This window comes from Flavobacterium psychrotolerans (genome assembly GCF_003097635.1).
GTDB lineage: Bacteria > Bacteroidota > Bacteroidia > Flavobacteriales > Flavobacteriaceae > Flavobacterium > Flavobacterium psychrotolerans.
This window is the reverse complement of the sequence record NZ_QCZI01000008.1, coordinates 100,056-122,582: the sequence shown is the minus strand read 5'-3', so window position 1 is coordinate 122,582 and position 22,527 is coordinate 100,056. Positions and strand designations below refer to the sequence as shown.

Below are 22,527 nucleotides of genomic sequence, written 5' to 3'. Positions count from 1 at the left end.
ATAATATGCCAAAAATCATTTTAAGTCTGATGTTTCTATTGATATCTTCATTTTCATGGAGTCAATTGAGCCAACAAGAAAAATTAGAACAACGTAAAGCTCAAATTCTCAGAGAAATTGGTGAGAAGGAGCAACAATTGCAAAATGTGCAATCAAAAGAAAAAACAGTTAAGAAACAATTGGTGCTTCAGACCGAAAAAATTGAATTAAAAGAAAAATTAATCAATACAACCGAGAAGCAAACGAAACTGTTAAATAACGACATCTACATCAATCAAATTAATATCAATAGGCTAAAAGAGGAATTGGCTGTATTAAAAGAAGATTATGCCAAAATGATTTTAAAATCATATAAAAGCCGATCGGAACAAAGTCGAGCCATGTTTTTACTTTCTTCAGAAAATTTTCTGCAAGCCTACAAAAGAGCCCAATACATGAAACAATACGCTAATTTTAGAAAAATGCAGGGCGAAGAAATAAAGGGAAAATCTCAAGAATTGGTAGGATATAATGATAAAATAACGGTTCAAAAAACTGAAAAACAGAAATTAATAGAGGAAAATCAGAAGGAAAAAAGCACGCTTGAAAAAGAAAAACAAGTGCAACAGGAGATTGCTAAATCAATAAAAAAAGACAAAAAGCAAATCACTGCCGAAATCAAGAAGAAACAACAAGAGACGCGATCAATTGACAATCAAATAGAAAAATTAATACGAGCTGCAATTGCCGAAGCAAACAGAAAGGCAGCCGAAGCCAATAGGAAGGCTGCTGCTGAAGCCAACAGAAAGGCTGTTGAAGCCAATAGAAAAATTGCAGAGTCTAATAAAAAAGCTACAGAGTCTAATAAAAAAGGCGTGGAGTCCACCAAAAAAACGGTTCCCATTGTCGTCAAAGAAGTTCCAATAGAAACCACAAATGCAGAATCAAAGGCTATTGAGACTTCTACAAAAATTGTGCTTACGACTGAGGGTAAAATCATGGCAGACAATTTTAAAGCCAATAAAGGAAGGTTGCCCTGGCCTGTGGAGAAAGGATTTGTTTCTTTGCCTTTTGGAGACCAGCCGCATCCCGTATATAAAACTTTAGTGGTTCATAATAGTGGAGTGGAAATCACCACAGAACAAGGTTCAAATGCAAGAGCCGTATTTGGTGGTGAAGTAATAAGTGTTATTGTACTTTCACCGGTCAACAAGGCAGTCATGATTCAACATGGGGATTATTTTACGGTCTATCAAAATTTAAGCAGTGTCAACGTAAGCAAGGGCGATAAAGTATCCATTAAGGAAAATATTGGAAGAATACGGACTAGTGGAGATACCGGAAAAACGATACTTAAGTTTACCATTTCGCAAAACACTACTTACAACAATCCAGCCAGTTGGTTGTTTAATATGTAAAAAAAGTGTCACAATAAAAAAAGCCTTCTGAGTTTTAAAACATAGAAGGCCTTTTTTGTTGAAATGGTTTTTGTTGCTAAAACTCACAAAAACAACGCCTTCAATTCGGTGGCGTCATGCGGATTCATTTTTCCGGCAAGAACCAGACTTAGTTGTTTTCTTCTCAAGGCGGCGTCAAAACGTTCTTTTTCCAGTTCAGTTTCGGGAGATAGTGGAGCCACTTCTATAGGTCTTCCCGAATCATCTACGGCCACAAAGGTATAGATTGCTTCATTGGCCTTACTTTTAATTCCAGTTTCCCGATCTTCTATCCACACGTCAATATAAATCTCCATCGAGGTTTTGAAACTACGCGATACTTTGGCCTCAATGGTCACCACACTTCCCAAAGGAATCGTTCGATTAAAAGCGACATGGTTTACCGAGGCGGTAACGGCTACTCTTCGCGAATGTCGCCTTGCAGTGATGCTTGCGGCACGATCCATACGAGCCAATAGTTCACCGCCAAAAAGATTGTTTAAGGGATTGGTTTCGCTTGGCAAAACCAAATCTGTCAATATCGTTAGAGATTCGGAAGGGGATTTCGGGTGCATTTTTTTTATCAAAGATACTAATTACGGCGCATAAAAAATCCCGCTGTGAACGGGATAGTTGTTTATAGTTCTTTTACAAGCAGCCAGGCATCAGGGTTGGACGATTTCTGAATATCGGACTTGGCTTGTTGGGCTTCGGCATACGTGGCATAACTTCCGTATAAAACCGGAAACAATCCGTGTTTGTTGGGAGCAATGCGCCGGGCTTTATAGCCAGAAGCGATTAATGCTTCGTAAATGTTTTGTGCATTTTCTTCATTCCGGAAAGCGCCAGCTACCACATGATAGGATAGTTTTTCTTCTTTAACGGTAAGCGTAACCGAAGGTATTGGGTTTTCAATAAAAAAAGTGGCCTCTTGAATTTTGTTTTGTACTTGTTTTTGTACTGCAGTTTCCACTAATAACGTTTCTTCAGCTATACGATTTTGGTACATTTTGTAGCCAATACTACCTGCTACAGATAGTGATAAAACAAAAACAGCAGCATATTTAAGATAGGGGCGACTTCTTCTTTCTTTCGGAATAAAAGCTATCGGTTCTTTTTCTGTTAGAACAACATCTGCAGCCGGTTGGTGAAGTTCTCTTTTTATGAAAGGAGAAACAAATGAATTCAACCCAAAAGATTCTGTCAGATAATTGATGTTTTCAAACGGAGTAAAAACAATATTTTTTTCGGCATTTAACGAAAGTTCCCCAATGTTTTTAAGTGTGAATTTTTCGTTCACTTGAAGTATGCTTTTCCAGAAAATTACTTCATTTTCAATTGAAGCCACGGCATTTCCATAATCCGTTTTTTCAGATTGGGCAATATGGTTGGCAAGCAAACCGTCATTGTTTTTTAAATGGGAATTGAAGGAAATTAATTTCTTTGGAGGATAAAATGAATTCGTGTTTTCATGCAACTGAGCAGATTGAATTTCGGTCAAAAAGGCACCAAAACCAGGTACAGTTACACACTGATGGCGGTATAAAAGTTGCGAAATATATTGTTCTATCTTCATGGTGGCAAAGTTATGCAATGGGACAAAGTTTCAAAATTTTATTCGCAATTTTTATTAACAATTCACATAAAATTTTATACTTTTCACGTTCAAACAGTTAATATGAACGACCAAGAATTATTTTACCTATTAGCCTTGTTGAAAGTAGAAGGCGTTGGTGATATTATTGCAAAAAAATTACTGACCCACTGCGGTTCGGCTACGGCTGTTTTTGAAACAAAATCCTCGCAAATGGCTTCAATAGACGGAATTGGGTCGGTATTGCTGAGGAATTTGAGAGACAAAACCGTTTTTGAGAAAGCGGAACAAGAATTAAAATTCATAAAAAGTAATGATGTTGCCATTTCTTATTTTATGGATGAAAATTATCCCGAAAGATTAAAACATTGCATCGATGGACCCGTTTTATTGTTTTCCTCGGGGAATATTAATTTAAAAAACAGAAAAACAATCAGTATTGTGGGCACACGCCAAATCACATCTTATGGAACGGAATTTTGCAAAAAACTAATCGCCGATTTGGCACCGCTTGATCCTATTATTATAAGCGGTTTTGCTTACGGCGTTGATATTGTGGCGCACCAGGCTGCTTTAGACCATGATTTGCAAACTATTGGGGTTTTGGCCCATGGATTGAATCAAATTTATCCCAAGGTTCACAAAAAGTATGTTTCAAAAATAGAAGAGACCGGTGGTTTTATGACGGAATTCTGGAGTTCATCCAATCCCGAAAAAGAAAATTTCGTGAAGAGAAACCGTATCGTTGCCGGAATTTCGGAAGCAACCATTGTCATCGAATCGGCAGATAAAGGCGGTTCATTAATTACGGCAAATATGGCCAATGATTACAACAGGGATGTTTTTGCCGTTCCCGGAAGAACAACCGACAAGTACAGTCAGGGATGCAATACCTTGATTAAAACACAAAAGGCAAATGTGCTTTCCAGCGCTGCCGATTTAATCTACATGTTAAATTGGGATTTGGAAACGACCCCTAAATCCGTACAAAAACAATTGTTTGTTACCTTAGATCAGGACGAACAAAAAGTGTACGATTACCTCCAGAAAAATGGCAAGGATTTGCTGGATACCGTGGCGTTGCAATGTGATTTTCCTATTTATAGGATTTCCGGATTGCTTTTAAATATGGAATTGAAAGGCGTAATTCGTCCGTTACCTGGGAAATTGTTTGAGGCAATTTAGAAACTAAATCCCAGTTTTTCTCTTACTCTACGTAAAACACCATTAGCAATGACTTTTGCTTTTTCGGCACCCAGAAATAAGGCATGATCTACTTCTGCTAAGTTGTTCATATAATAATTGTATTTTTCTCTTTCGGTTTTGAATTTTTCAGTAATCAATTCAAACAAAGCCTGTTTGGCATGACCGTAGCCAAAATCTCTGTCAGCATTTTTATATTTTTCAGAAAGGGTGTTCAATTGTTCCTCTGTTGCCAATAATTTATAAATAGCAAAAATTTTACACGTTTCTGGGTTTTTTGGTTCTTCTAAGGGAGTACTATCGGTTTCAATGGACATGATTTGTTTGCGCAATGACTTGTCGTCCAGAAAAATATTGATGATGTTATTGGCCGATTTGCTCATTTTTCCGCCATTGGTTCCGGGAACTAATTTGGTGTTTTCTTGAAGATAGGATTCAGGTAAAACAAAGGTTTCTCCCATTTGGTGGTTGAAACGCGAAGCTACATCCCGCGTTATTTCTACGTGTTGCAATTGGTCTTTTCCTACGGGAACAAATTGGGCATCATACAATAAAATGTCGGCAGCCATTAACATGGGGTAACTAAATAATCCGGCATTGACATCGTCAAGTCTATCGGATTTGTCTTTAAAGGAATGGGCCAAGGTTAACCGTTGGTAGGGAAAAAAGCAACTGAGGTACCAGGATAATTCGGCTGTTTGTGGCACGTCAGACTGGCGGTAAAAAATCACTTTATTAATGTCTAAACCACATGCCAACCATGCTACTGCGGTACTGTATGTATTTGCTCTTAAAGTGGTGCCGTCTTTTATTTGTGTGATAGAATGCAAATCGGCAATGAAAAGAAAGGATTCGTTTTCGGGTTTATTGGACAATTCGATGGCCGGAATGATGGCTCCCAATAAATTTCCTAAATGGGGTGTTCCTGTGCTTTGAATGCCTGTGAGTATCTTGGCCATGATAAATTTAATTTTTACAAAGATAAATGTTTTACTAAAAATAAGGATTGAATTCTTACATTTGACATCATGAAAATACTAAAAATCATTTTTTGGACCCTTTGGCGCATTTGGTTTTACCTGATGATGGGAATTCCCATTATTATCATGTTGCCTTTTTTAGTGGTTTCTATCCTGAAAGAAAAGTGGTATCCCTATTTTTTTGTCATGGCACGTATTTGGGCGAAAGCCATCCTTTTTGGTACCGGTTTTTATTATAAGGTAGAGCGAGAGCAAAGATTGCAGCGGGGCAAAAGTTACATGTTTGTTGCCAATCATACTTCTATGGCCGACATTATGTTGATGCTGGCGGTGGTAAAAAACCCGTTTGTGTTTGTGGGCAAAAAGGAACTATCTAAAATTCCGTTGTTTGGGTTTTTCTACAAACGCACCTGTATATTGGTAGATCGAAACTGCACGCGGAGCCGAATGGAAGTTTTTAACCGTGCCCAAAAAAGGTTGCATCAAGGGCTGAGTATTTGTATTTTTCCCGAAGGAGGTGTTCCCCATGACGAATCGGTTGTATTGGACACTTTTAAAGATGGCGCTTTCCGATTGGCCATTGAGCACCAAATCCCAATTGTTCCCTTGACTTTTGCGGACAATAAGAAACGATTTTCGTATACTTTCTTTAGCGGAAGCCCAGGGCTGATGCGAGTCAAAGTCCATACTTTTGTTCCCACAAAGGGGAAAACTATAGAAAACAAAAAGGACATTAGGGAAGTGAAAGAAGCCGTGAGAACTACCATTCACGAACAGCTTTTGGCATACGAAAAATAATAGATTCCAGATTGACACGTTTCAACCTTTCCTACTTTTTCTTTAATCGAACCGCAGGATGGAGAATTCTTTTTGCAGTAGTAAGTACACTGGTTGCTTTTTGATGCATCTAATAATAGTGTTTTAAAAATATATTTGTTTTTATAATTGACCCGCCTGATATTGGTAGTGTTGTTTTAATTTTCCAAATTTATTAGTAAATTACTTTTTGTACAACGGTATAAGAGGCACGTTTTGCCAAAATTTTGTCCAATAAAAAACCTCCAATACAACTGCTGAAGGTTTTTAGAAGGGCACTAAACTCGAAAATTACAATTACATGATGTCAATTCCGTTTAATTTTTGTGATGTAACGGGTTATAGAAATCCTTGACCTTGGCCACAATTTCGTTTAAAGTCAAGCTGTCGGCAGTTTCAACCGCTTTTAGTTTGATCCTGTCAAATGATTTTTCATCACGTATTTTTTTTTTCAATTTTATTTTGGTTTCTGCAGGTCCAAATACATAGAGATAATCAGATTCTTTGATATATGACATTACCGATTTTAGGAAATAATTTAGTTCTTCTTTTTTTCGGTTGTCAAATTTCGTTTCGCTGTTGCTGTGATGGCTTCCGGAGAAGGTCCCTTTGTTACTCTCCCTGTTATGGTAAACACTATTTTCAACTTCAGAATCTATTTCGGTTATTTTTTCTTCTTTCCGGCCATCAAGAGTAACAATTATTGCTTTCTTGCTGTCTATCCAAATGCCCACTTGTTTTTCCATGACTTTATTTTTTAAGTTGAAAATTTATATGCTTTTTTTTTAATCTTTTGGTAAACGAAAACGACATATAAATTTACAAAAAAATAATTAAAGTCAGGGTTGTTTTTAATAGATAAATGAGTATTTTGTATTGAATGTCAGGGTTTTATTAGATAAAAAGTTCTACCCAAATAACTCACTGGCCACATCTTCTATTTTAGCAACCAATCTAATTTTGATGAACGAGTTTTTTAATGAAATCTTATTGTATTTGGACACAAATATGGTAGAGAAACCCAGCTTTTCGGCTTCCTGAATCCTCTGATCCACTCGATTTACGGGACGAATTTCGCCTGAAAGCCCTACTTCGCCTGCAAAACAATAGCCTTCTCCAATAGGAATATCTTCGTTTGAAGATAAGATGGCGGCAACTACCGCTAAATCTATAGCAGGGTCATCAATAGAAATTCCACCTGTTATGTTTAGAAAGACGTCTTTAGTTCCCAAACGGAAACCGGCACGTTTCTCTAAAACGGCTAAGATCATATTCAGTCTTTTGGCGTTATAGCCCGTTGTACTTCGTTGTGGGGTTCCGTATACTGCCGTGCTCACTAATGCCTGAATTTCAATCATCAACGGTCGCATGCCTTCTAGTGTGGAGGCAATTGCGGTACCTGAAAGCGTTGCGTCTTTATGGGAAATCAATATTTCTGACGGATTGGATACTTCTCGCAAACCGCTTCCGAGCATTTCATAAATTCCCAATTCGGCCGTAGAGCCAAAACGGTTTTTCAAGGAACGCAAGATGCGATATACGTGATTTCTATCGCCTTCAAATTGTAGAACGGTATCTACCATGTGTTCCAGAATTTTGGGGCCTGCGATGTTTCCGTCTTTAGTAATATGGCCAATTAAAATTACGGGGATATTGGTTTCCTTAGCAAATTTGATTAATTCGGCAGTGGTTTCCCTAATTTGGGAAATGGTTCCGGGTGACGCTTCGATGTATTCTGTATGCAAGGTTTGTATCGAATCAATAATGACAATTTCGGGTTCAATTTCTTGAATTTGCCTGAAAATGTTTTGCGTTTTGGTTTCTGTGAGAATATAACAATTGTCACCATTTGTCGTAATTCTTTCTGCCCGCATTTTAATCTGCTTCTGGCTTTCTTCCCCAGAAACATATAGCGTTTTGTAAGGCAGTTTTAATGAAATTTGGAGTAGTAAAGTGCTTTTCCCAATTCCGGGCTCTCCGCCCAAAAGGATTAAGGAACCCGGAACGATTCCGCCGCCGAGCACCCGATTTAGTTCACCGTCACGCGTGTCCATCCGAACTTCTTGAGTCGAATCGATTTCATTAATTTTTAACGGTTTTGAGTTTTTTTTGGTTTCTGAACTGGCCGATTTCCAAACCGACTTTTCTTCTTTTTGGATAATTTCTTCGGCTATTGTATTCCATTCTTTACAGGAATTACATTGCCCTTGCCATTTGGCATATTGTGCGCCACAATTTTGACAAAAAAAAGAAGTTTTTACTTTTGACATAATGGGTTTACTTTTTCATAAGTTCTTCTTGTTTGCTGAGCATCATGTCTTTGGTTAAATCTCCAATTTCTTCTTTTTGAAACGCATTTTGATAGGACTTAATGGCTTTCCTATAATCGTCCATTTTTTCATACATGGTTGCCAAGTGAAAATCGCTGAGCATCGTTTTTGGGTAATTTTTCTTCGCCAAATCTGACAGTTTGCTAAATTCGCCGTACGCTTTGTTTTTAAGAATTGCGGCTTCTATGGCTTTGAAATCATTTATGCGAATGGGCATTTTTATTTTTAAAGTTTTTTCCAGTAAATCATATTTATTTATTAAATAGTCTACATAACCAGAAGGAAGAGAGGCGATTTTTTCTGTAAATTCAGAGGTCGAAATGGGTTGGAATGTGGCAAAGATAGTATACAAAGCATTTGGAATGGAATGCAGCACTAACGAATAATGTGTTGCACCTTTAAAATCATCAAATTTGTAGTTTAGAGTTGGTTTCTTGAGGACTTTTATAGCATTATCAAGGTCTCTTATCCTAGTTTGCATTTTTTTGACATCGCCATCAGCCGTAGATTGATAGTAAAAAATAGGTTGGTTTATTGCCATCAATCGATCCGGTATTTGTTCTTCCATTCCTTCCGGCAATTCTGGGCTTAAGGAAATATAAGCATTGAATATAGGTTGATCTTTATAGAGGAAAAAATTCAAAAAACCTGCTGTGGTGTCGTGTCCCACTATAACTTTAAATGGTGCAATTCTGTATTTTTTTTGGATGTAGGGCATTAATTCAGTACTTATAAAATCGAAAAATTTTGCGCCTTTATCGGCAGGCAAATTAGTTTCTTCATCAACGGTACAATCTGCTTCGCGTTCGTTATTTTTATTTTGACTGATTCCTACGATAATGACTTCAGGCAAATCATCCCAATAAGCGCCATAATTAAGCGCTCCTTGAAACGGATCAAATAAGTAGTCTCCATCCAGTAACACTAATAATGGATAGCTTTTTCCTGATTTTTTTTCATAAGAAGCTGGCAAACCAATCGAGATTTCCCTGTCTTCTTTGAGTACCGAAGACGAGATGGTTTCTATGGTTTTTTGTGAAAAAAGGTTGATGGAACTAACAAAAAGCAGCAGTAAGAATATTTTTTTCATATAACATTTGGTTGGTTGTTTAATAGCTTTTCAAAAACACCAGCAATGTAATGAATTATTTCTTTCTATTAAATATTGGTAAAAATAAAAAAGACAAGGCTCCAACAACTAGCACCAATAGCATCTGTGAAGTCCATACAATCCAGCCAAAGGCGCTACCCGCAGTTTCTGAAACGGCGTAAAAAAGAAGTATTTTTGATATTAAAAAAGGGTAGGAACCAAAACCGCTATTGGTAAAAGAGATGGCAATACTGCCCACGACAAATGCGGTCATAATCGCGCCAATGGATAAATCACTTGTTTCCGGAATTACAAAAAGGGTAATGTAGAACGTAAAGAGGTACGAAAACCAAATAAACGCAGTGTGCAAAAGATATTCCACCTTCTTTTCCATGTGAAGGATACTAAAAACACCTTCTTTTAATCCTGAAATTTTTTGTTTGATTGTTTGTACCCATTTTGCTTTTGAGTAGAAATAAATTAAAAGTAAAATGGCAAATATCGAAAAGGATAAAACCCCAAAAAACAACAATTTTCGAAAAGGGATTTTGTCCAAAATAAATGATTTTACAATGTCGAACTGTAAAAAAACAGCCAGTGCCATAAAAAACAGCAGCACCAACATGTCAATAATTCTTTCGGCCACTATTGACCCAAAACCTTTGTCAAAAGGGACGTTTTCGTATTTTTTTACGATTAAGGCTCTGGAAATTTCCCCAGATTTTGGCACCGTTAGATTCAGTAAATAGCCAATATTCACCGCCATGAAATTATTGAAAAAAGAAGTGCTATACCCCATGTGCTCCAAAGTGAATTTCCAGCGATAGGCTCTGGAAGCATTGCCTAAAAAAGCTACAACCAATCCCATGTAAATATAAGAATAATCAGCGTTTTTAAAGTAGCTTTTTATTTCGATTATCTGCTCTGGAGTGAACTTATTATAGGAATAGACAATCAAGAAAACCCCCAATAGAATTGGGAGAAGAATGGAAAGCCATTTGCTGATTTGTTTTTTCAAAAGACTAAGTTAAAGAGTTGTCTTTTTCATTCGGAAAAATCAATGAAGGCTTGAATGTTTTTGCTTCCTCAAAATCTAAAATTCCGTAAGCAATGATAATGATGATATCGCCTTTTTGAACTTTTCGGGCAGCTGGGCCGTTGAGCGTAATTTCACCACTGTTTCGATTGCCTTTTATGGCATAAGTCTCAAGTCGTTCCCCATTATTGATGTTGACAATAGCCACCTTTTCACCCTCAAGAATATTGGAAGCTTCCAGCAAGGCTTCATCAATGGTGATACTTCCGATATAATTTAAATCGGCTCCCGTTACCGTAACACGGTGAATTTTCGATTTTACGACTTGAATTTGCATAAGGCAAAGATAATTAATTTAATGAAATCGTATCAATCAATCTGATTTTGTTAACAAATACGGCTATAAATGCACGGTATTTTTTGTTGTTCTTTTTTCTTAGGCAAGGTCTTAAAGTAATCTCCTCTGCAATTTGGAAATATTCTAATTTAAAGCTTGGAATACTATTAATTTTTTTGTCCACCCAATGAGTGATAGCCGTTGCACTATTAGTTTCAAATTTTATTCTCGCTTGTAGAATGGTTTTATAAATTATGGCAGCATCTTGTTTTTCTTTTTCGGACAAGCGTTCATTTCTAGAGCTCATAGCAAGTCCGTTTGGTTCTCTAAAAATAGGGCAGCCCACCACATTTACGGGAATTTTAAATTTTTCGACTAATTTTTTTATGATTTGTAATTGCTGGAAATCTTTTTCGCCAAAATAAGCATTCGTTGGTTTTACAATTTCAAAAAGGCATTTTACAATAGTGCCCACTCCGTCAAAATGTCCCGGCCTGAATTGACCCTCCATCTGATTTTCTAATCCGTCAAAATCAAAATGCTGAGAAACGGTTTTCCCTTGGTAAATATCATCGACCGCTGGTGCATAAACAATGATTTTATCCGAAACGGTTTTGATTTTTTCGAGATCCTTTTCCAGTGTTCGGGGATAGTTGGATAGATCTTCGGAATTGTTAAACTGGGTAGGATTAACAAATATACTGACGACAGTAAAGTCATTATTCAGATTGGATTCTTTCAATAAAGACAAATGACCTTGATGTAAAGCACCCATTGTTGGCACAAACCCAATAGTGGTTTTTGAATTGGAAATTGCTGTTAAATGCGCTGCTATTTCGACCTGCTTATTGAAAACTAACATATGTATCGTATTGAAATGGGTGCAAACTTAAGATTATTAGTTATTAACTGCATAAATTTTCGTAAATTTGCACTGTTTTTGTTGACAATTAAGTAAAGTAAATTATAATATGGAGGAAAAGAGGATATTATACGTATCATCTGAAGTGGTGCCTTATCTAGCTGAAAATGAAGTTTCATTGATGTCTTATGATGTTCCGAAAATGATTAATGATCAAGGTGGACAGATTCGGATTTTTATGCCACGTTATGGAAATATTAATGAAAGAAGACACCAGTTGCATGAAGTAATTAGACTTTCTGGGATGAATTTGGTAGTCAATGATATAGATATGCCATTAATTATTAAAGTGGCTTCTATCCCTAAAGAACGAATTCAGGTTTATTTTATAGACAACGATGAATATTTCAAGAGGAAAGCAACTTTCACGGATGAAGATGGTGTCTTATACCCCGACAATGACGAAAGAGCGATTTTCTTTGCTAAAGGCGTTGTAGAAACGGTTAAGAAACTTAACTGGGTTCCAGACATTATCCATGTTCACGGCTGGATGGCTGCCATGTTGCCTATTTATATGAAACATTACTACAAAGATGAGGCTTTGTTTGCAAACACTAAAATAATTACTTCGGTGTACAGCCAATCTTTTGAGGGGAATTTGGATATAGAAATGATCAACAAAGTGAAATTTGACGACGTTCCTGGTGAAGCCATTGCTGATTTAGAAATGCCAAATTATGAAAACATAATTAAAGCTTCTATCTTGCATTCTGACGCGTTGATTATTGCTTCAGACAACCTGTCTTCAAGTTTAACAAAATTTATAGATTCTTCAGGAAAACCTTTTTTACCTTTCACACCGAAAGATAAATTCGCTGAAGCGTACACTGCCTTTTATAAAAGCATTATCCTATAAATAATTTTTTTAAAGACACACATGAACAATAATTCATTTTTAAAACACATTCTATTTGCTCTAACTGTGGTCTTTTTGGCTTCTTGTGACAGAGACTTTAATTCAATAGGAACAGACATTATCGGGGCAGATAATTTTGCTTTTGGCACGCCAAAAGCATATGATGTTGTTGCATTCAATCAAAATTCGGGGGTCGTTCAATCCAGCAACCTCCCTACAAACGCATTGGGAATTTACTATAACCCCGCTTTTGGCACAACAACTGCCAATTTTGCGACTCAATTAGAGTTATCTACCGTAAACCCTACCATTGATGCTACCTTACTGCCCGTGATAGAAAGCGTTGTTTTGACAATTCCTTATTTCAGCACTAAAACAGGTCTAAAAGATGATGGAGTAAGCGGGATTTATGAATTGGATTCTATTTACGGACCAAAAACTTCAAAACTAAAACTTGGCGTTTATGAATCGGGCTATTTTATGAGAGATTTAGATCCGAGTACCCAGGAAACCCAACAGTATTACACGAATCAGAATTCTCTTTTTGACAATGTTAAAGGGCCACTTTTAAACAATGAAGCCGTTGCAACTCAAAACGACGAATTTATTTTTAGTGATGCGGAATTAACAGAAACTGTAACGGCTACAGATGGGACGGTAACCACCACTAGAACAGCTCCGGGAATGAAACTAAATTTAGACACCACTTTTTTCAAGAATAAAATTATTGATGCTCCATCCGGCAAATTGACAACCAATGATGTCTTTAAAAATTATTTTAGAGGACTGTATTTTAAAGTGGAAAAATCAGGTGCAGCAGATACAAATCTGGCAATGCTTAATTTTAAAGGGGGAACCATTACTATCAAATACAAGGAAAATACCTCTGCTACCGTCAAAACAAGAGTTGATAAATCCATAATCCTTAATTTAACTGGAAATTCGGTAAATTTATTGCAAAATGATTATTTGTCGAGTTATACTGATGGAATTGCATCACCAAACCTTACAGATGGTGACCCAAGATTATTCTTAAAAGGAGGAGAAGGCTCTATGGCAGTTATCAATCTTTTCGGAGGTCAAGATCTAAAAGGATTGGATTCAGATGGAAATCTAACAAATATCCCTAATCACGTTTCGGATGATTTGGACGAATTAAGAGCCAACAGTTTGCTCATTAACGATGCCAGCTTGACGTTTACTATTGATAATAATTCTATGAGTAATGCTTTGACAAGCGAGCCAAACAGAATCTATTTATATGATTTAAACAATAAAAAACAATTAACGGATTATACTACTGATCTAACAACAAGAACGGCTCAGAAATATAACAAATATATTCACGGTGGAATCATTGAAAAAGTGGCGGGTAAGGGAACTCAATATAAGATCAAACTGACCAACCATATTCGCAGTCTCATCAAAAACGATACTGTGACTAATGTTAGATTGGGATTAGTCGTTACGGAGAACATCAACGACGTCAGCAATAAAAAACTTAAAAACAGTTTCAACCTTCCGGGAATTTTGGGCGGGAATCCGTTTGAAGTGAAGTATTTGCCAACTTCCTCGGTAATGAATCCGCTGGGAACTATTTTATACGGAAGTAACCCAAGTGTCCCAGAGGACAAAAAATTGAAATTTCAAATTTATTATACAAAACCTAATTAATCAAAAATTATGTGTGGAATAGTAGGATACATAGGATTTAGAGAAGCGTACCCGATCATTATTAAAGGACTGAAAAGACTGGAATATAGAGGGTATGATAGTGCGGGATTAATTTTATTTGACGGTTCTGATTTAAAACTTTCCAAAACAAAAGGGAAAGTTTCAGATTTGGAAGATATATCAAAAGAGATTACCTTAAACGGAAATATAGGAATGGGTCATACCCGTTGGGCAACACACGGAGTTCCTAATGATGTAAACTCACATCCCCATTTGTCTAATTCTGGAAATTTGGCTATCATTCACAATGGAATCATTGAAAATTATGCTCCATTAAAAAAAGAATTAATAAAAAGAGGCTACATTTTTCATTCTGATACCGATACCGAAGTTCTGGTTAACTTAATTGAGGAAGTTCAGAAAAAAGATAATTTGAAATTAGGGAAAGCAGTTCAGGTGGCATTAAACCAAGTAGTCGGAGCCTACGCGATTTGTGTTTTTGACAAAAAAAATCCTGACGAGATTATTGTTGCAAGATTAGGTAGCCCACTGGCAATAGGCGTTGGGGAAAATGAATTCTTCATAGCTTCGGATGCTTCGCCATTTATTGAATATACATCAAACGCCATCTATCTTGAGGATGAGGAAATGGCAGTTGTAGGGCTCAATAAACCTTTGAAAATTAGAAAAATCAAAGACGATTCATTGGTCGATCCTTATGTACAGGAATTGAAAATGAATCTGGAACAAATAGAAAAAGGAGGTTACGATCATTTCATGTTAAAAGAAATATTCGAACAACCCAGTGTAATTAAAGATACCTATAGAGGAAGACTTCACGCTAATCTTGGTCTTATCCAAATGGCTGGTGTAGAGGATAATTTAGAAAAATTCCTAAATGCAGAAAGGATTGTAATAGTAGCTTGTGGAACATCATGGCATGCCGGTTTAGTTGCTGAATATATCATTGAGGAATTTGCCCGGATATCAGTAGAGGTTGAATATGCTTCCGAATTTAGATACAGAAACCCAATTATCAACAAAAATGATGTTGTAATTGCCATATCCCAATCAGGAGAAACGGCCGATACTCTTGCGGCAATTAAATTAGCTAAAGAAAAAGGAGCATTTGTATTTGGAGTTTGCAACGTTGTAGGGTCCTCCATTTCTAGAGAAACTCATGCCGGGGCATATACTCATGCCGGCCCTGAAATTGGCGTGGCTTCAACGAAAGCATTTACGACTCAGATTACCGTTTTAGCCATGATTGCTTTGCGCTTGGCAAAAGCAAAAGGAACACTTACCAATTCCGATTTTCACAGGTATCTTCAAGAATTAGAACTTATTCCTGATAAAGTGGCAGAGGCATTAGGGACAAATGATAAAGCGAAAGAAATTGCTACCATCTTTAAAGATGCTCCGAATTGCCTTTATTTAGGTAGAGGATATAATTTCCCGGTGGCTTTAGAGGGAGCTCTAAAATTAAAAGAAATATCCTATATTCATGCAGAAGGCTATCCCGCTGCAGAAATGAAACACGGTCCAATCGCTTTAATTGACGAACACATGCCTGTTGTGGTTATTGCCCCAAAGCAAGGACATTATGACAAAGTGGTAAGTAACATTCAGGAAATTAAATCAAGAAGCGGGAAAATTATTGCAGTGGTTACGAAAGGCGATACGCAAGTTCGTGAATTAGCGGATTATGTGATTGAAATTCCAGATACTTCGGATGCCCTTTCACCCCTATTAACTACAATTCCATTGCAATTACTCTCCTATCATATTGCAGTAATGAGAGGATGTAACGTAGATCAACCTCGAAATCTGGCTAAATCAGTTACTGTAGAATAATTTACAGTTCCATTTTTTATAAAAAGCGTTCGCCTAAAGTGAACGCTTTTTTTGTGAATAATTTAAATTTATTCCTGTTTTATAGGCGTGCATACCATTTTACATATTGATTACCCATAAACGTTAATAAAAATTTAAAAAACGAAGTGATGCTAAATAACTAAAAATCATCAAAATAAATGGCAATTATCAAATAATATTGGCGCTTTTTTTAATAATATTAAAAAAAATTGTACTTTGGCGACATAAACCAACAAAATCACAACCTAATGAAAGTGTATTTATTTATTTTGTCATTGTTTTTTTTCGGCATTACTTTCGCTCAAAACACAATTTCAGGTTCCGTTACCAATGGTAATAAACAGCCTATTTCTGAAGCCAATATTAAAATTGTTGGTGGTGACGCTAGTACAATAACCGATAGCGATGGTAAATTTATTTTGAATTCTTCCAAAAAACTACCCTTTACTATCGAAGTTTCCAGCGTAGGTTATGAATCTCAAAAGATAAGTATTTCATCTGAAGATCAAAAAATAAATATAAAACTCACCAATGAAGAAACACGACTGAATGAAATTGTTGTTTCTGCTTCAAGAACACCAGAAAAAGTAAAAGAATCCCCCGTAACCATCGAGAGAATGAGTATTAAGGATATCAAAAAAACAGCTTCACCATCCTTTTATGACGGTTTAGAAAACCTGAAAGAGGTTCAAATGAATACCAGTAGTATGTCATTCAAATCCATAAACACGCGTGGCTTTGCAACCGTTGCCAATACGCGTTTTATGCAGTTAGTGGATGGCATGGACAATTCTTCTCCATTGCTGAACTTTGTTTTAGGAAACTTAATCGGAATTTCTGAAATTGATGTTCAAAGTGTAGAATTGTTACCCGGGGCATCCTCAGCTTTGTATGGTGCCAATGCATTTAATGGAATCTTATTCATGAACAGTAAAAATCCATTTACAAGCCAAGGGATAACTGCTTATGCAAAATATGGTCAAACCAGTCAACATGCTGCTGGCACAAACGATTATTATGATTATGGAATAAGAGTAGCTCATGCTTTTAGTTCAAAATTTGCTGCAAAAGCCAATTTTAGTTTCATGAATGGTACCGATTGGTACGCAACAAATTATAATGATATAACAGTTAACGGAAGAGATAGAAGCCACTATGGCTATGACGGAATAAATGTTTATGGAGATGAGGCGTCAGTAAGAATTAAGGCAGCAACATTGCCAAACGATAAGATATCAAGAACAGGTTATAACGAAACGGATTTGACAGACAATAAAGTAAGTAATGCCAAAGTTGATTTCTCTTTACATTTTAAACCGTTTGCCAATGATTTTGAAATCATATGGCAAAGTAAGTTTGGTATTGGAAATACCGTTTATCAAGGAGCAAGTAAATATTATTTAAATAACTTTTTTATGGAGCAACATAAAATCGAATTTAAAGGCAAAAACTTTTTTGTAAGAGGCTACACAACTACAGAGGATGGGGGGAATTCATATGACATGACTTTTACTGCTCTTAACATCAATAGAACTTGGAAAGCAGATAAAAACTGGTTTACTGATTACGGAAAAGCGTATGCACTATCAACTTTATTATTAGGGCAAACGCCAAATGATGCACATAAAGGAGCGAGAAATTTTGCTGATTACAACATTTCGCCAGCCGGTCTAGGATTAACACCTTATGTAGATCCTGCAAATCCAACAGCGGCAAATGGAATAAGGTATGCAGCTGGAACGCCGGAATTTGTTAAAGCATTTAAAGATGTTACTTCCAACCCAAATATATTATCCGGTTCGAAATTGGTTGATAATTCAAGAATATACCATTCCGATGCCAATTATAATTTCAAAGATGTTGTTAAATTTGCTGAAATTCAAGTTGGAGGTTCTTATCGATTGTATGAATTGAATTCTCACGGTCGAATTTACACAGATGCACTAAGCTCAATTAATTATAATGAATATGGAATCTACACTCAAGTTCAGAAAAAATTAATGGAAGACCGATTAAAATTAACAGGATCGGTACGTTATGACAAAGCGAAAAACTTTGACGGTAATTATTCTCCAAGAATTTCATTTGTATATTCGGCAGGAGAACAAAAAAGTCATAATTTCAGAGGTTCATTTCAAACCGGTTTTAGAAATCCAAGTACGCAAGACCAATATATTGGTTTTGATATCGGAAGTCGTGTCCTAATTGGTTCTGCTCCGGACAATTTAACAAGGTTTTCTGAAACCAGGGGGAATAACATCAACGGCAGTGGCGAAATATCGACTTTAGGACAAATCGAGCTAAATGGTTCAAATACCAAAACTTTGAATGGATCTGACGCTTATTATAATTCATACACAAAAGCATCTTATGCGGAATTTGACGCGACTTATCCGACAAATCTTCCACTAGCGGGTTCAATAAATTCTCCAGGTCTAGCAAATGCTGCTGCTTTATTGAAAAAAGCAAATGCACCATTAGTAAAACCAGAAACTGTAAAATCTATTGATTTAGGATATAGAGGTAGTTTTGAAGGCTTTTCTTTTGATATTAATGGCTATTATAATATCTATAATAATTTCATAGGAAATCTTTCTGTTGTAACACCGTATTATGGTACAGCTGTTGATGCCCCAGACACATCAACAAACCATTCGGCTTACGCTCTTGCCGTAGGGGATTTCAGAGAATACCAATTATACACCAATACCGACATCGAAATCAAATCCATGGGTCTTGGAATTGGACTTTCGAAAAAAATAATAGCCGATTTTGAATTAGGAGCAAACTACAATTATTCTCAATTTGATTTCGACCAAGCCAAAGATCCGAGTTTTGAGGCCGGCTTCAACACTCCAAAACAAAGAGTGAAAGTGTCTTTAGGGAATGATAAATTATTTAAAAATTTCGGATTTAATGTTAGTGGTAGATGGAATAGCCAATATTTATGGCAATCTACTTTTGCTGATGGTATGATTGCTGAGGCAACTGTAATTGACGCACAAATTAATTATAGCATTCCAAAATTAAAATCGACGCTAAAAATTGGAGGCGCTAATCTTGGCGGAAAAGAATATGCCCAAGTATTAGGAGCTGGTGCAATTGGAACGCAAGTTTTTGCTTCTTGGACAATTAATCCTTAATTAGTTTAGTCAAAATATATAAATATAAAATTATGATGAAAAATTTCAAATGGCTATTATTGGTTTCGTTAACCTTTGTAGCATGTAATAATGATGATGCAGTCACTACGGTTTCAAATTCATCAGACGGGTTACCACTTACAGCGGGAACAGCCGATTTCTCAAAATTTGTTGCCTTAGGGGATTCATTTGCAGCAGGATTTAGCGATAATGCATTATTCAAAACAGGGCAGGCTGGTGCCTATACCAACATTATGGCGCAACAATTTGCACTTGTTGGTGGGGGCGATTTCAAAATCCCATATACGAAAGACGATATTGGAGGGTTTTCAATGGGTGGAAACCAAATTCCACAATTTCCAACAAGATTGTATTTCAATGGTGCAGCTCCCGTTAATGTTTCGGGGGTTACAACTACTGCAATTACCGACCATTTAACTGGGAGTTACAACAATTTGGGGATTCCGGGCGCAAAAAGTTTTCACTTAACATATTCGGGCTACGCATCTGCAAATCCCTATTTTGGAAGATTTGCTTCATCCACGACTGCAACCGTTCTAGGAGATGCTTTGGCACAAACGCCAACTTTCTTCTCTTTGTGGATTGGCGGAAATGACGTTTTAGGATATGCCACAAATGGTGGGGTTCCAACGTCTCAAGATGCAACCTTAGGAAATGATATTACACCACCAACTACTTTTGAGGCGGTATATACGGGAATGGTGACCCAACTTACCGCAGGTGGACGTAAAGGTGTTGTTGCAAATTTGCCATACGTTAATACTTTGCCATATTTCACAACAGTGCCTTACAATCCGCTACCACTTGACGCTTCCACTATCGCACTTTTGATGAATACTACAACCGGTTATGGAAAATACAATGGAGGAATCCAATATGTATTATCTCTTGGTTTAATCTCACCAGCCGAAGCAGCTAAAAGAACCATCGCGTTTCATCCAGGAAATGGCAACGCTGTTGTCATTGAAGACAGTTATTTAACTCCTTTAACTGCTTATGGAATACCGTCATACAGACAAGCAACTTCAGATGACTTGGTTGTTTTGCCTGCCCGAAATTTTATTGGAACAACAATTGGAGGAAATCCATTATATGTAAACGGTGTTTCAGTTCCTCTAGCCGATAAATGGGTACTTTCAAAAGAAGAAATTGACGAAGTTCGAACAGCGACTGATGCTTATAATGTTACCATACAAAACAATGCCACCACAAATGGATTGGCATTCGTAGACACTAAGGTAATCATGAATCAACTAATTAGCGGTGGAATCGTAGCCAATAGTTTTTTAGTGACATCTGCTTATGTAACCGGCGGAGCGTTCTCTCTTGATGGCGTTCATCCAAGCCCAAGAGGTTATGCTTTGATTGCAAACAAATTTATTGAAGCCATTAATAAAAAATACAGTTCAAATCTAAAGGGTGTTAGTCTGGCAGATTATAGAATTTTATATCCTGCTTCTTTGTAAAAAGAGCCAAATGATATTTCCAAAAACCACCGCACCCCAATGTGGTGGTTTTTTTTGTTTAACAAACATTTTCATTGATTAAATTCCTGTTTGCAAACAATGCTTCAAAAATTACTTCATTTTTTATAGAAAAAGTATTGATTTTTATTTTATAAAAAATTACCTTTGCGCTCTTAAAACATACACAGTCGATTCGTTTCGACTCATTGTCATTCACAAACCTGAATAGCTGTTTAATAAATACATACGTAATGTCAAAAGTAATAGGAAAAGTTGCCCAAATTATCGGTCCAGTAGTTGACGTTGTTTTCAACGGTAAGGATGTTGAACTTCCAAAAATATACGATTCGTTAGAAATCACAAAAAAAGATGGTACCTTATTAGTACTTGAAGTACAATCTCATATTGGTGAAAACACAGTTCGTACAATATCAATGGACTCAACAGACGGTTTGAGCAGAGGTTATGAAGTAGTTGGAACAGGAAACCCAATAAAAATGCCAATTGGAGCAGATGTTTACGGACGTTTGTTTAACGTGATTGGAGATGCAATAGATGGTTTAGGAAATTTACCCAAAGATGGTGAAAACGGAATGTCTATTCACCGTCAAGCCCCAAGATTCGAAGATTTATCAACTTCTTCTGAAGTTTTATTCACAGGTATTAAAGTAATCGATTTGATTGAACCTTACTCAAAAGGGGGTAAAATTGGATTGTTCGGTGGTGCGGGTGTTGGTAAAACAGTATTGATTCAGGAATTGATCAACAATATTGCTAAAGGTCACGGTGGACTTTCTGTATTCGCAGGAGTAGGAGAAAGAACACGTGAAGGAAATGACTTACTTCGTGAGATGTTAGAGTCAGGAATTATAAAATACGGTGAGGAATTCATGCACTCTATGGAAAATGGAGGATGGGATTTGTCTAAAGTAGATATGCCAGGAATGAGAGAGTCTAAAGCTACTTTCGTTTTCGGACAAATGAATGAGCCACCAGGAGCTCGTGCTCGTGTGGCACTTTCAGGATTGTCTATTGCAGAATATTTCCGTGATGGTGCAGGTTCTGATCAAGGGAAAGACGTTCTTTTCTTCGTTGATAATATCTTCCGTTTTACACAAGCAGGTTCTGAGGTTTCGGCACTTTTAGGTCGTATGCCATCTGCGGTAGGGTATCAACCAACGTTGGCTACTGAAATGGGTGCGATGCAAGAACGTATCACATCTACAAACAAAGGTTCTATCACATCGGTACAAGCGGTTTACGTTCCTGCAGATGATTTAACGGATCCGGCACCAGCAACAACATTTGCCCACCTTGATGCAACTACAGTATTGTCTCGTAAAATTGCCGAGTTAGGTATTTACCCAGCAGTGGATCCATTGGATTCTACTTCTAGAATCTTGACTCCACAAATTATTGGTGATGAGCATTATGACTGTGCGCAAAGAGTAAAAGAAATCCTTCAAAAATACAAACAATTGCAAGATATTATCGCGATACTTGGTATGGAAGAACTTTCTGAAGACGATAAATTAGCAGTTTCAAGAGCGAGACGTGTACAGCGTTTCTTGTCTCAGCCGTTCCACGTAGCAGAACAGTTTACAGGTTTAAAAGGAGTTTTGGTTGACATTAAAGACACCATCAAAGGATTCAACATGATCATTGACGGAGAATTAGATCATTTGCCAGAAGCAGCTTTTAACCTTAAAGGAACAATTGAAGACGCTATCGAAGCAGGAGAAAAAATGTTGGCAGAAGCTTAATTAAAG

The 22,527-nt window shown here is 36.8% G+C and carries 18 protein-coding genes; 9 read left to right on the top strand and 9 right to left on the bottom strand.

Features of this window, described 5'->3' with window-relative positions; translation table 11 throughout:
* Window positions 1-5 precede the first annotated feature (5 nt).
* On the top strand, window positions 6-1,397 hold the full coding sequence (locus DB895_RS08015) for a murein hydrolase activator EnvC family protein (protein WP_116724841.1): 1,392 nt from the start codon (window positions 6-8) through the stop codon (window positions 1,395-1,397).
* Window positions 1,398-1,480: 83 nt separating this feature from the next.
* Here the strand turns inward: DB895_RS08015 and DB895_RS08010 are convergent, their stop codons facing one another.
* On the bottom strand, window positions 1,481-1,990 hold the full coding sequence (locus DB895_RS08010; protein ID WP_116724840.1) for an acyl-CoA thioesterase: 510 nt from the start codon (window positions 1,988-1,990) through the stop codon (window positions 1,481-1,483).
* Window positions 1,991-2,052: 62 nt separating this feature from the next.
* Window positions 2,053-2,991 carry an HU domain-containing protein gene (locus tag DB895_RS08005; RefSeq protein ID WP_116724839.1) on the bottom strand — a complete coding sequence of 313 codons (939 nt, stop codon included), beginning with the start codon at window positions 2,989-2,991 and terminating at the stop codon, window positions 2,053-2,055.
* A 102-nt stretch (window positions 2,992-3,093) separates the two neighbouring features.
* On the opposite strand from DB895_RS08005, the gene dprA reads away from it, so the two are divergent.
* Complete coding sequence (gene dprA, locus DB895_RS08000) at window positions 3,094-4,194, top strand: DNA-processing protein DprA (RefSeq protein ID WP_116724870.1); 1,101 nt, start codon at window positions 3,094-3,096, stop codon at window positions 4,192-4,194.
* On the opposite strand, the gene trpS is transcribed toward dprA, so the two are convergent.
* Window positions 4,191-5,171 carry a tryptophan--tRNA ligase gene (gene trpS / locus DB895_RS07995; RefSeq protein WP_116724838.1) on the bottom strand — a complete coding sequence of 327 codons (981 nt, stop codon included), beginning with the start codon at window positions 5,169-5,171 and terminating at the stop codon, window positions 4,191-4,193. The two genes, dprA and trpS, sit on opposite strands and share 4 nt — an antisense overlap.
* 69 nt (window positions 5,172-5,240) lie before the next feature.
* Between trpS and DB895_RS07990 the strand changes: the two genes are divergently transcribed.
* Window positions 5,241-5,990 (top strand): lysophospholipid acyltransferase family protein, encoded by a 750-nt coding sequence (locus tag DB895_RS07990; RefSeq protein WP_116724837.1) that lies wholly within the window; start codon window positions 5,241-5,243, stop codon window positions 5,988-5,990.
* A gap of 335 nt (window positions 5,991-6,325) precedes the next feature.
* On the opposite strand, the gene DB895_RS07985 is transcribed toward DB895_RS07990, so the two are convergent.
* From DB895_RS07985 to panC, 6 genes are all read right to left on the bottom strand, one after another.
* On the bottom strand, window positions 6,326-6,754 hold the full coding sequence (locus DB895_RS07985; protein WP_116724836.1) for a hypothetical protein: 429 nt from the start codon (window positions 6,752-6,754) through the stop codon (window positions 6,326-6,328).
* A 162-nt stretch (window positions 6,755-6,916) separates the two neighbouring features.
* On the bottom strand, window positions 6,917-8,278 hold the full coding sequence (gene radA / locus DB895_RS07980; protein WP_116724835.1) for a DNA repair protein RadA: 1,362 nt from the start codon (window positions 8,276-8,278) through the stop codon (window positions 6,917-6,919).
* Between the two features lie 7 nt (window positions 8,279-8,285).
* Window positions 8,286-9,428, bottom strand: coding sequence for an alpha/beta hydrolase (locus DB895_RS07975; RefSeq protein WP_116724834.1), 1,143 nt, complete (start codon window positions 9,426-9,428; stop codon window positions 8,286-8,288).
* Between the two features lie 55 nt (window positions 9,429-9,483).
* Window positions 9,484-10,446 (bottom strand): lysylphosphatidylglycerol synthase transmembrane domain-containing protein, encoded by a 963-nt coding sequence (locus DB895_RS07970; protein ID WP_116724833.1) that lies wholly within the window; start codon window positions 10,444-10,446, stop codon window positions 9,484-9,486.
* A gap of 4 nt (window positions 10,447-10,450) precedes the next feature.
* Entirely contained in the window at window positions 10,451-10,801 is a 351-nt protein-coding gene (gene panD / locus DB895_RS07965) for an aspartate 1-decarboxylase (RefSeq protein ID WP_116724832.1), read from the bottom strand.
* Between the two features lie 13 nt (window positions 10,802-10,814).
* The gene (panC, locus tag DB895_RS07960; protein ID WP_116724831.1) at window positions 10,815-11,663 is read right to left on the bottom strand and encodes a pantoate--beta-alanine ligase; all 849 of its coding nucleotides are present in this window, start codon (window positions 11,661-11,663) and stop codon (window positions 10,815-10,817) included.
* Between the two features lie 109 nt (window positions 11,664-11,772).
* On the opposite strand from panC, the gene DB895_RS07955 reads away from it, so the two are divergent.
* The 6 genes from DB895_RS07955 to atpD all read left to right on the top strand — a co-directional run bounded on the left by DB895_RS07955 (window position 11,773) and on the right by atpD (window position 22,521).
* Complete coding sequence (locus tag DB895_RS07955; protein WP_116724830.1) at window positions 11,773-12,579, top strand: glycogen/starch synthase; 807 nt, start codon at window positions 11,773-11,775, stop codon at window positions 12,577-12,579.
* Between the two features lie 21 nt (window positions 12,580-12,600).
* Window positions 12,601-14,253, top strand: coding sequence for a DUF4270 domain-containing protein (locus DB895_RS07950; protein WP_116724829.1), 1,653 nt, complete (start codon window positions 12,601-12,603; stop codon window positions 14,251-14,253).
* Window positions 14,254-14,262: 9 nt separating this feature from the next.
* Complete coding sequence (glmS, locus tag DB895_RS07945; protein ID WP_116724828.1) at window positions 14,263-16,107, top strand: glutamine--fructose-6-phosphate transaminase (isomerizing); 1,845 nt, start codon at window positions 14,263-14,265, stop codon at window positions 16,105-16,107.
* A 269-nt stretch (window positions 16,108-16,376) separates the two neighbouring features.
* The gene (locus DB895_RS07940) at window positions 16,377-19,271 is read left to right on the top strand and encodes a TonB-dependent receptor domain-containing protein (protein WP_116724827.1); all 2,895 of its coding nucleotides are present in this window, start codon (window positions 16,377-16,379) and stop codon (window positions 19,269-19,271) included.
* A gap of 32 nt (window positions 19,272-19,303) precedes the next feature.
* Window positions 19,304-20,758, top strand: a complete 1,455-nt coding sequence (locus tag DB895_RS07935) for an SGNH/GDSL hydrolase family protein (RefSeq protein ID WP_116724826.1) — start codon at window positions 19,304-19,306, stop codon at window positions 20,756-20,758.
* A gap of 251 nt (window positions 20,759-21,009) precedes the next feature.
* Window positions 21,010-22,521, top strand: a complete 1,512-nt coding sequence (atpD, locus tag DB895_RS07930) for a F0F1 ATP synthase subunit beta (RefSeq protein ID WP_116724825.1) — start codon at window positions 21,010-21,012, stop codon at window positions 22,519-22,521.
* Window positions 22,522-22,527 lie beyond the last annotated feature (6 nt).

Bases quoted from the DNA above. Each gene is read 5' to 3' on its own strand.
- DB895_RS08005 (WP_116724839.1), bottom strand. From the start codon at position 2,991: ATGAAGATAGAACAATATATTTCGCAACTTTTATACCGCCATCAGTGT.
- panD (WP_116724832.1), bottom strand. From the start codon at position 10,801: ATGCAAATTCAAGTCGTAAAATCGAAAATTCACCGTGTTACGGTAACG.
- DB895_RS07990 (WP_116724837.1), top strand. From the start codon at position 5,241: ATGAAAATACTAAAAATCATTTTTTGGACCCTTTGGCGCATTTGGTTT.
- DB895_RS07955 (WP_116724830.1), top strand. From the start codon at position 11,773: ATGGAGGAAAAGAGGATATTATACGTATCATCTGAAGTGGTGCCTTAT.
- dprA (WP_116724870.1), top strand. From the start codon at position 3,094: ATGAACGACCAAGAATTATTTTACCTATTAGCCTTGTTGAAAGTAGAA.
- DB895_RS07950 (WP_116724829.1), top strand. From the start codon at position 12,601: ATGAACAATAATTCATTTTTAAAACACATTCTATTTGCTCTAACTGTG.
- DB895_RS07935 (WP_116724826.1), top strand. From the start codon at position 19,304: ATGATGAAAAATTTCAAATGGCTATTATTGGTTTCGTTAACCTTTGTA.
- DB895_RS08010 (WP_116724840.1), bottom strand. From the start codon at position 1,990: ATGCACCCGAAATCCCCTTCCGAATCTCTAACGATATTGACAGATTTG.
- trpS (WP_116724838.1), bottom strand. From the start codon at position 5,171: ATGGCCAAGATACTCACAGGCATTCAAAGCACAGGAACACCCCATTTA.
- glmS (WP_116724828.1), top strand. From the start codon at position 14,263: ATGTGTGGAATAGTAGGATACATAGGATTTAGAGAAGCGTACCCGATC.
- radA (WP_116724835.1), bottom strand. From the start codon at position 8,278: ATGTCAAAAGTAAAAACTTCTTTTTTTTGTCAAAATTGTGGCGCACAA.
- DB895_RS07940 (WP_116724827.1), top strand. From the start codon at position 16,377: ATGAAAGTGTATTTATTTATTTTGTCATTGTTTTTTTTCGGCATTACT.
- panC (WP_116724831.1), bottom strand. From the start codon at position 11,663: ATGTTAGTTTTCAATAAGCAGGTCGAAATAGCAGCGCATTTAACAGCA.
- DB895_RS07975 (WP_116724834.1), bottom strand. From the start codon at position 9,428: ATGAAAAAAATATTCTTACTGCTGCTTTTTGTTAGTTCCATCAACCTT.
- DB895_RS08015 (WP_116724841.1), top strand. From the start codon at position 6: ATGCCAAAAATCATTTTAAGTCTGATGTTTCTATTGATATCTTCATTT.
- DB895_RS07985 (WP_116724836.1), bottom strand. From the start codon at position 6,754: ATGGAAAAACAAGTGGGCATTTGGATAGACAGCAAGAAAGCAATAATT.
- atpD (WP_116724825.1), top strand. From the start codon at position 21,010: ATGTCAAAAGTAATAGGAAAAGTTGCCCAAATTATCGGTCCAGTAGTT.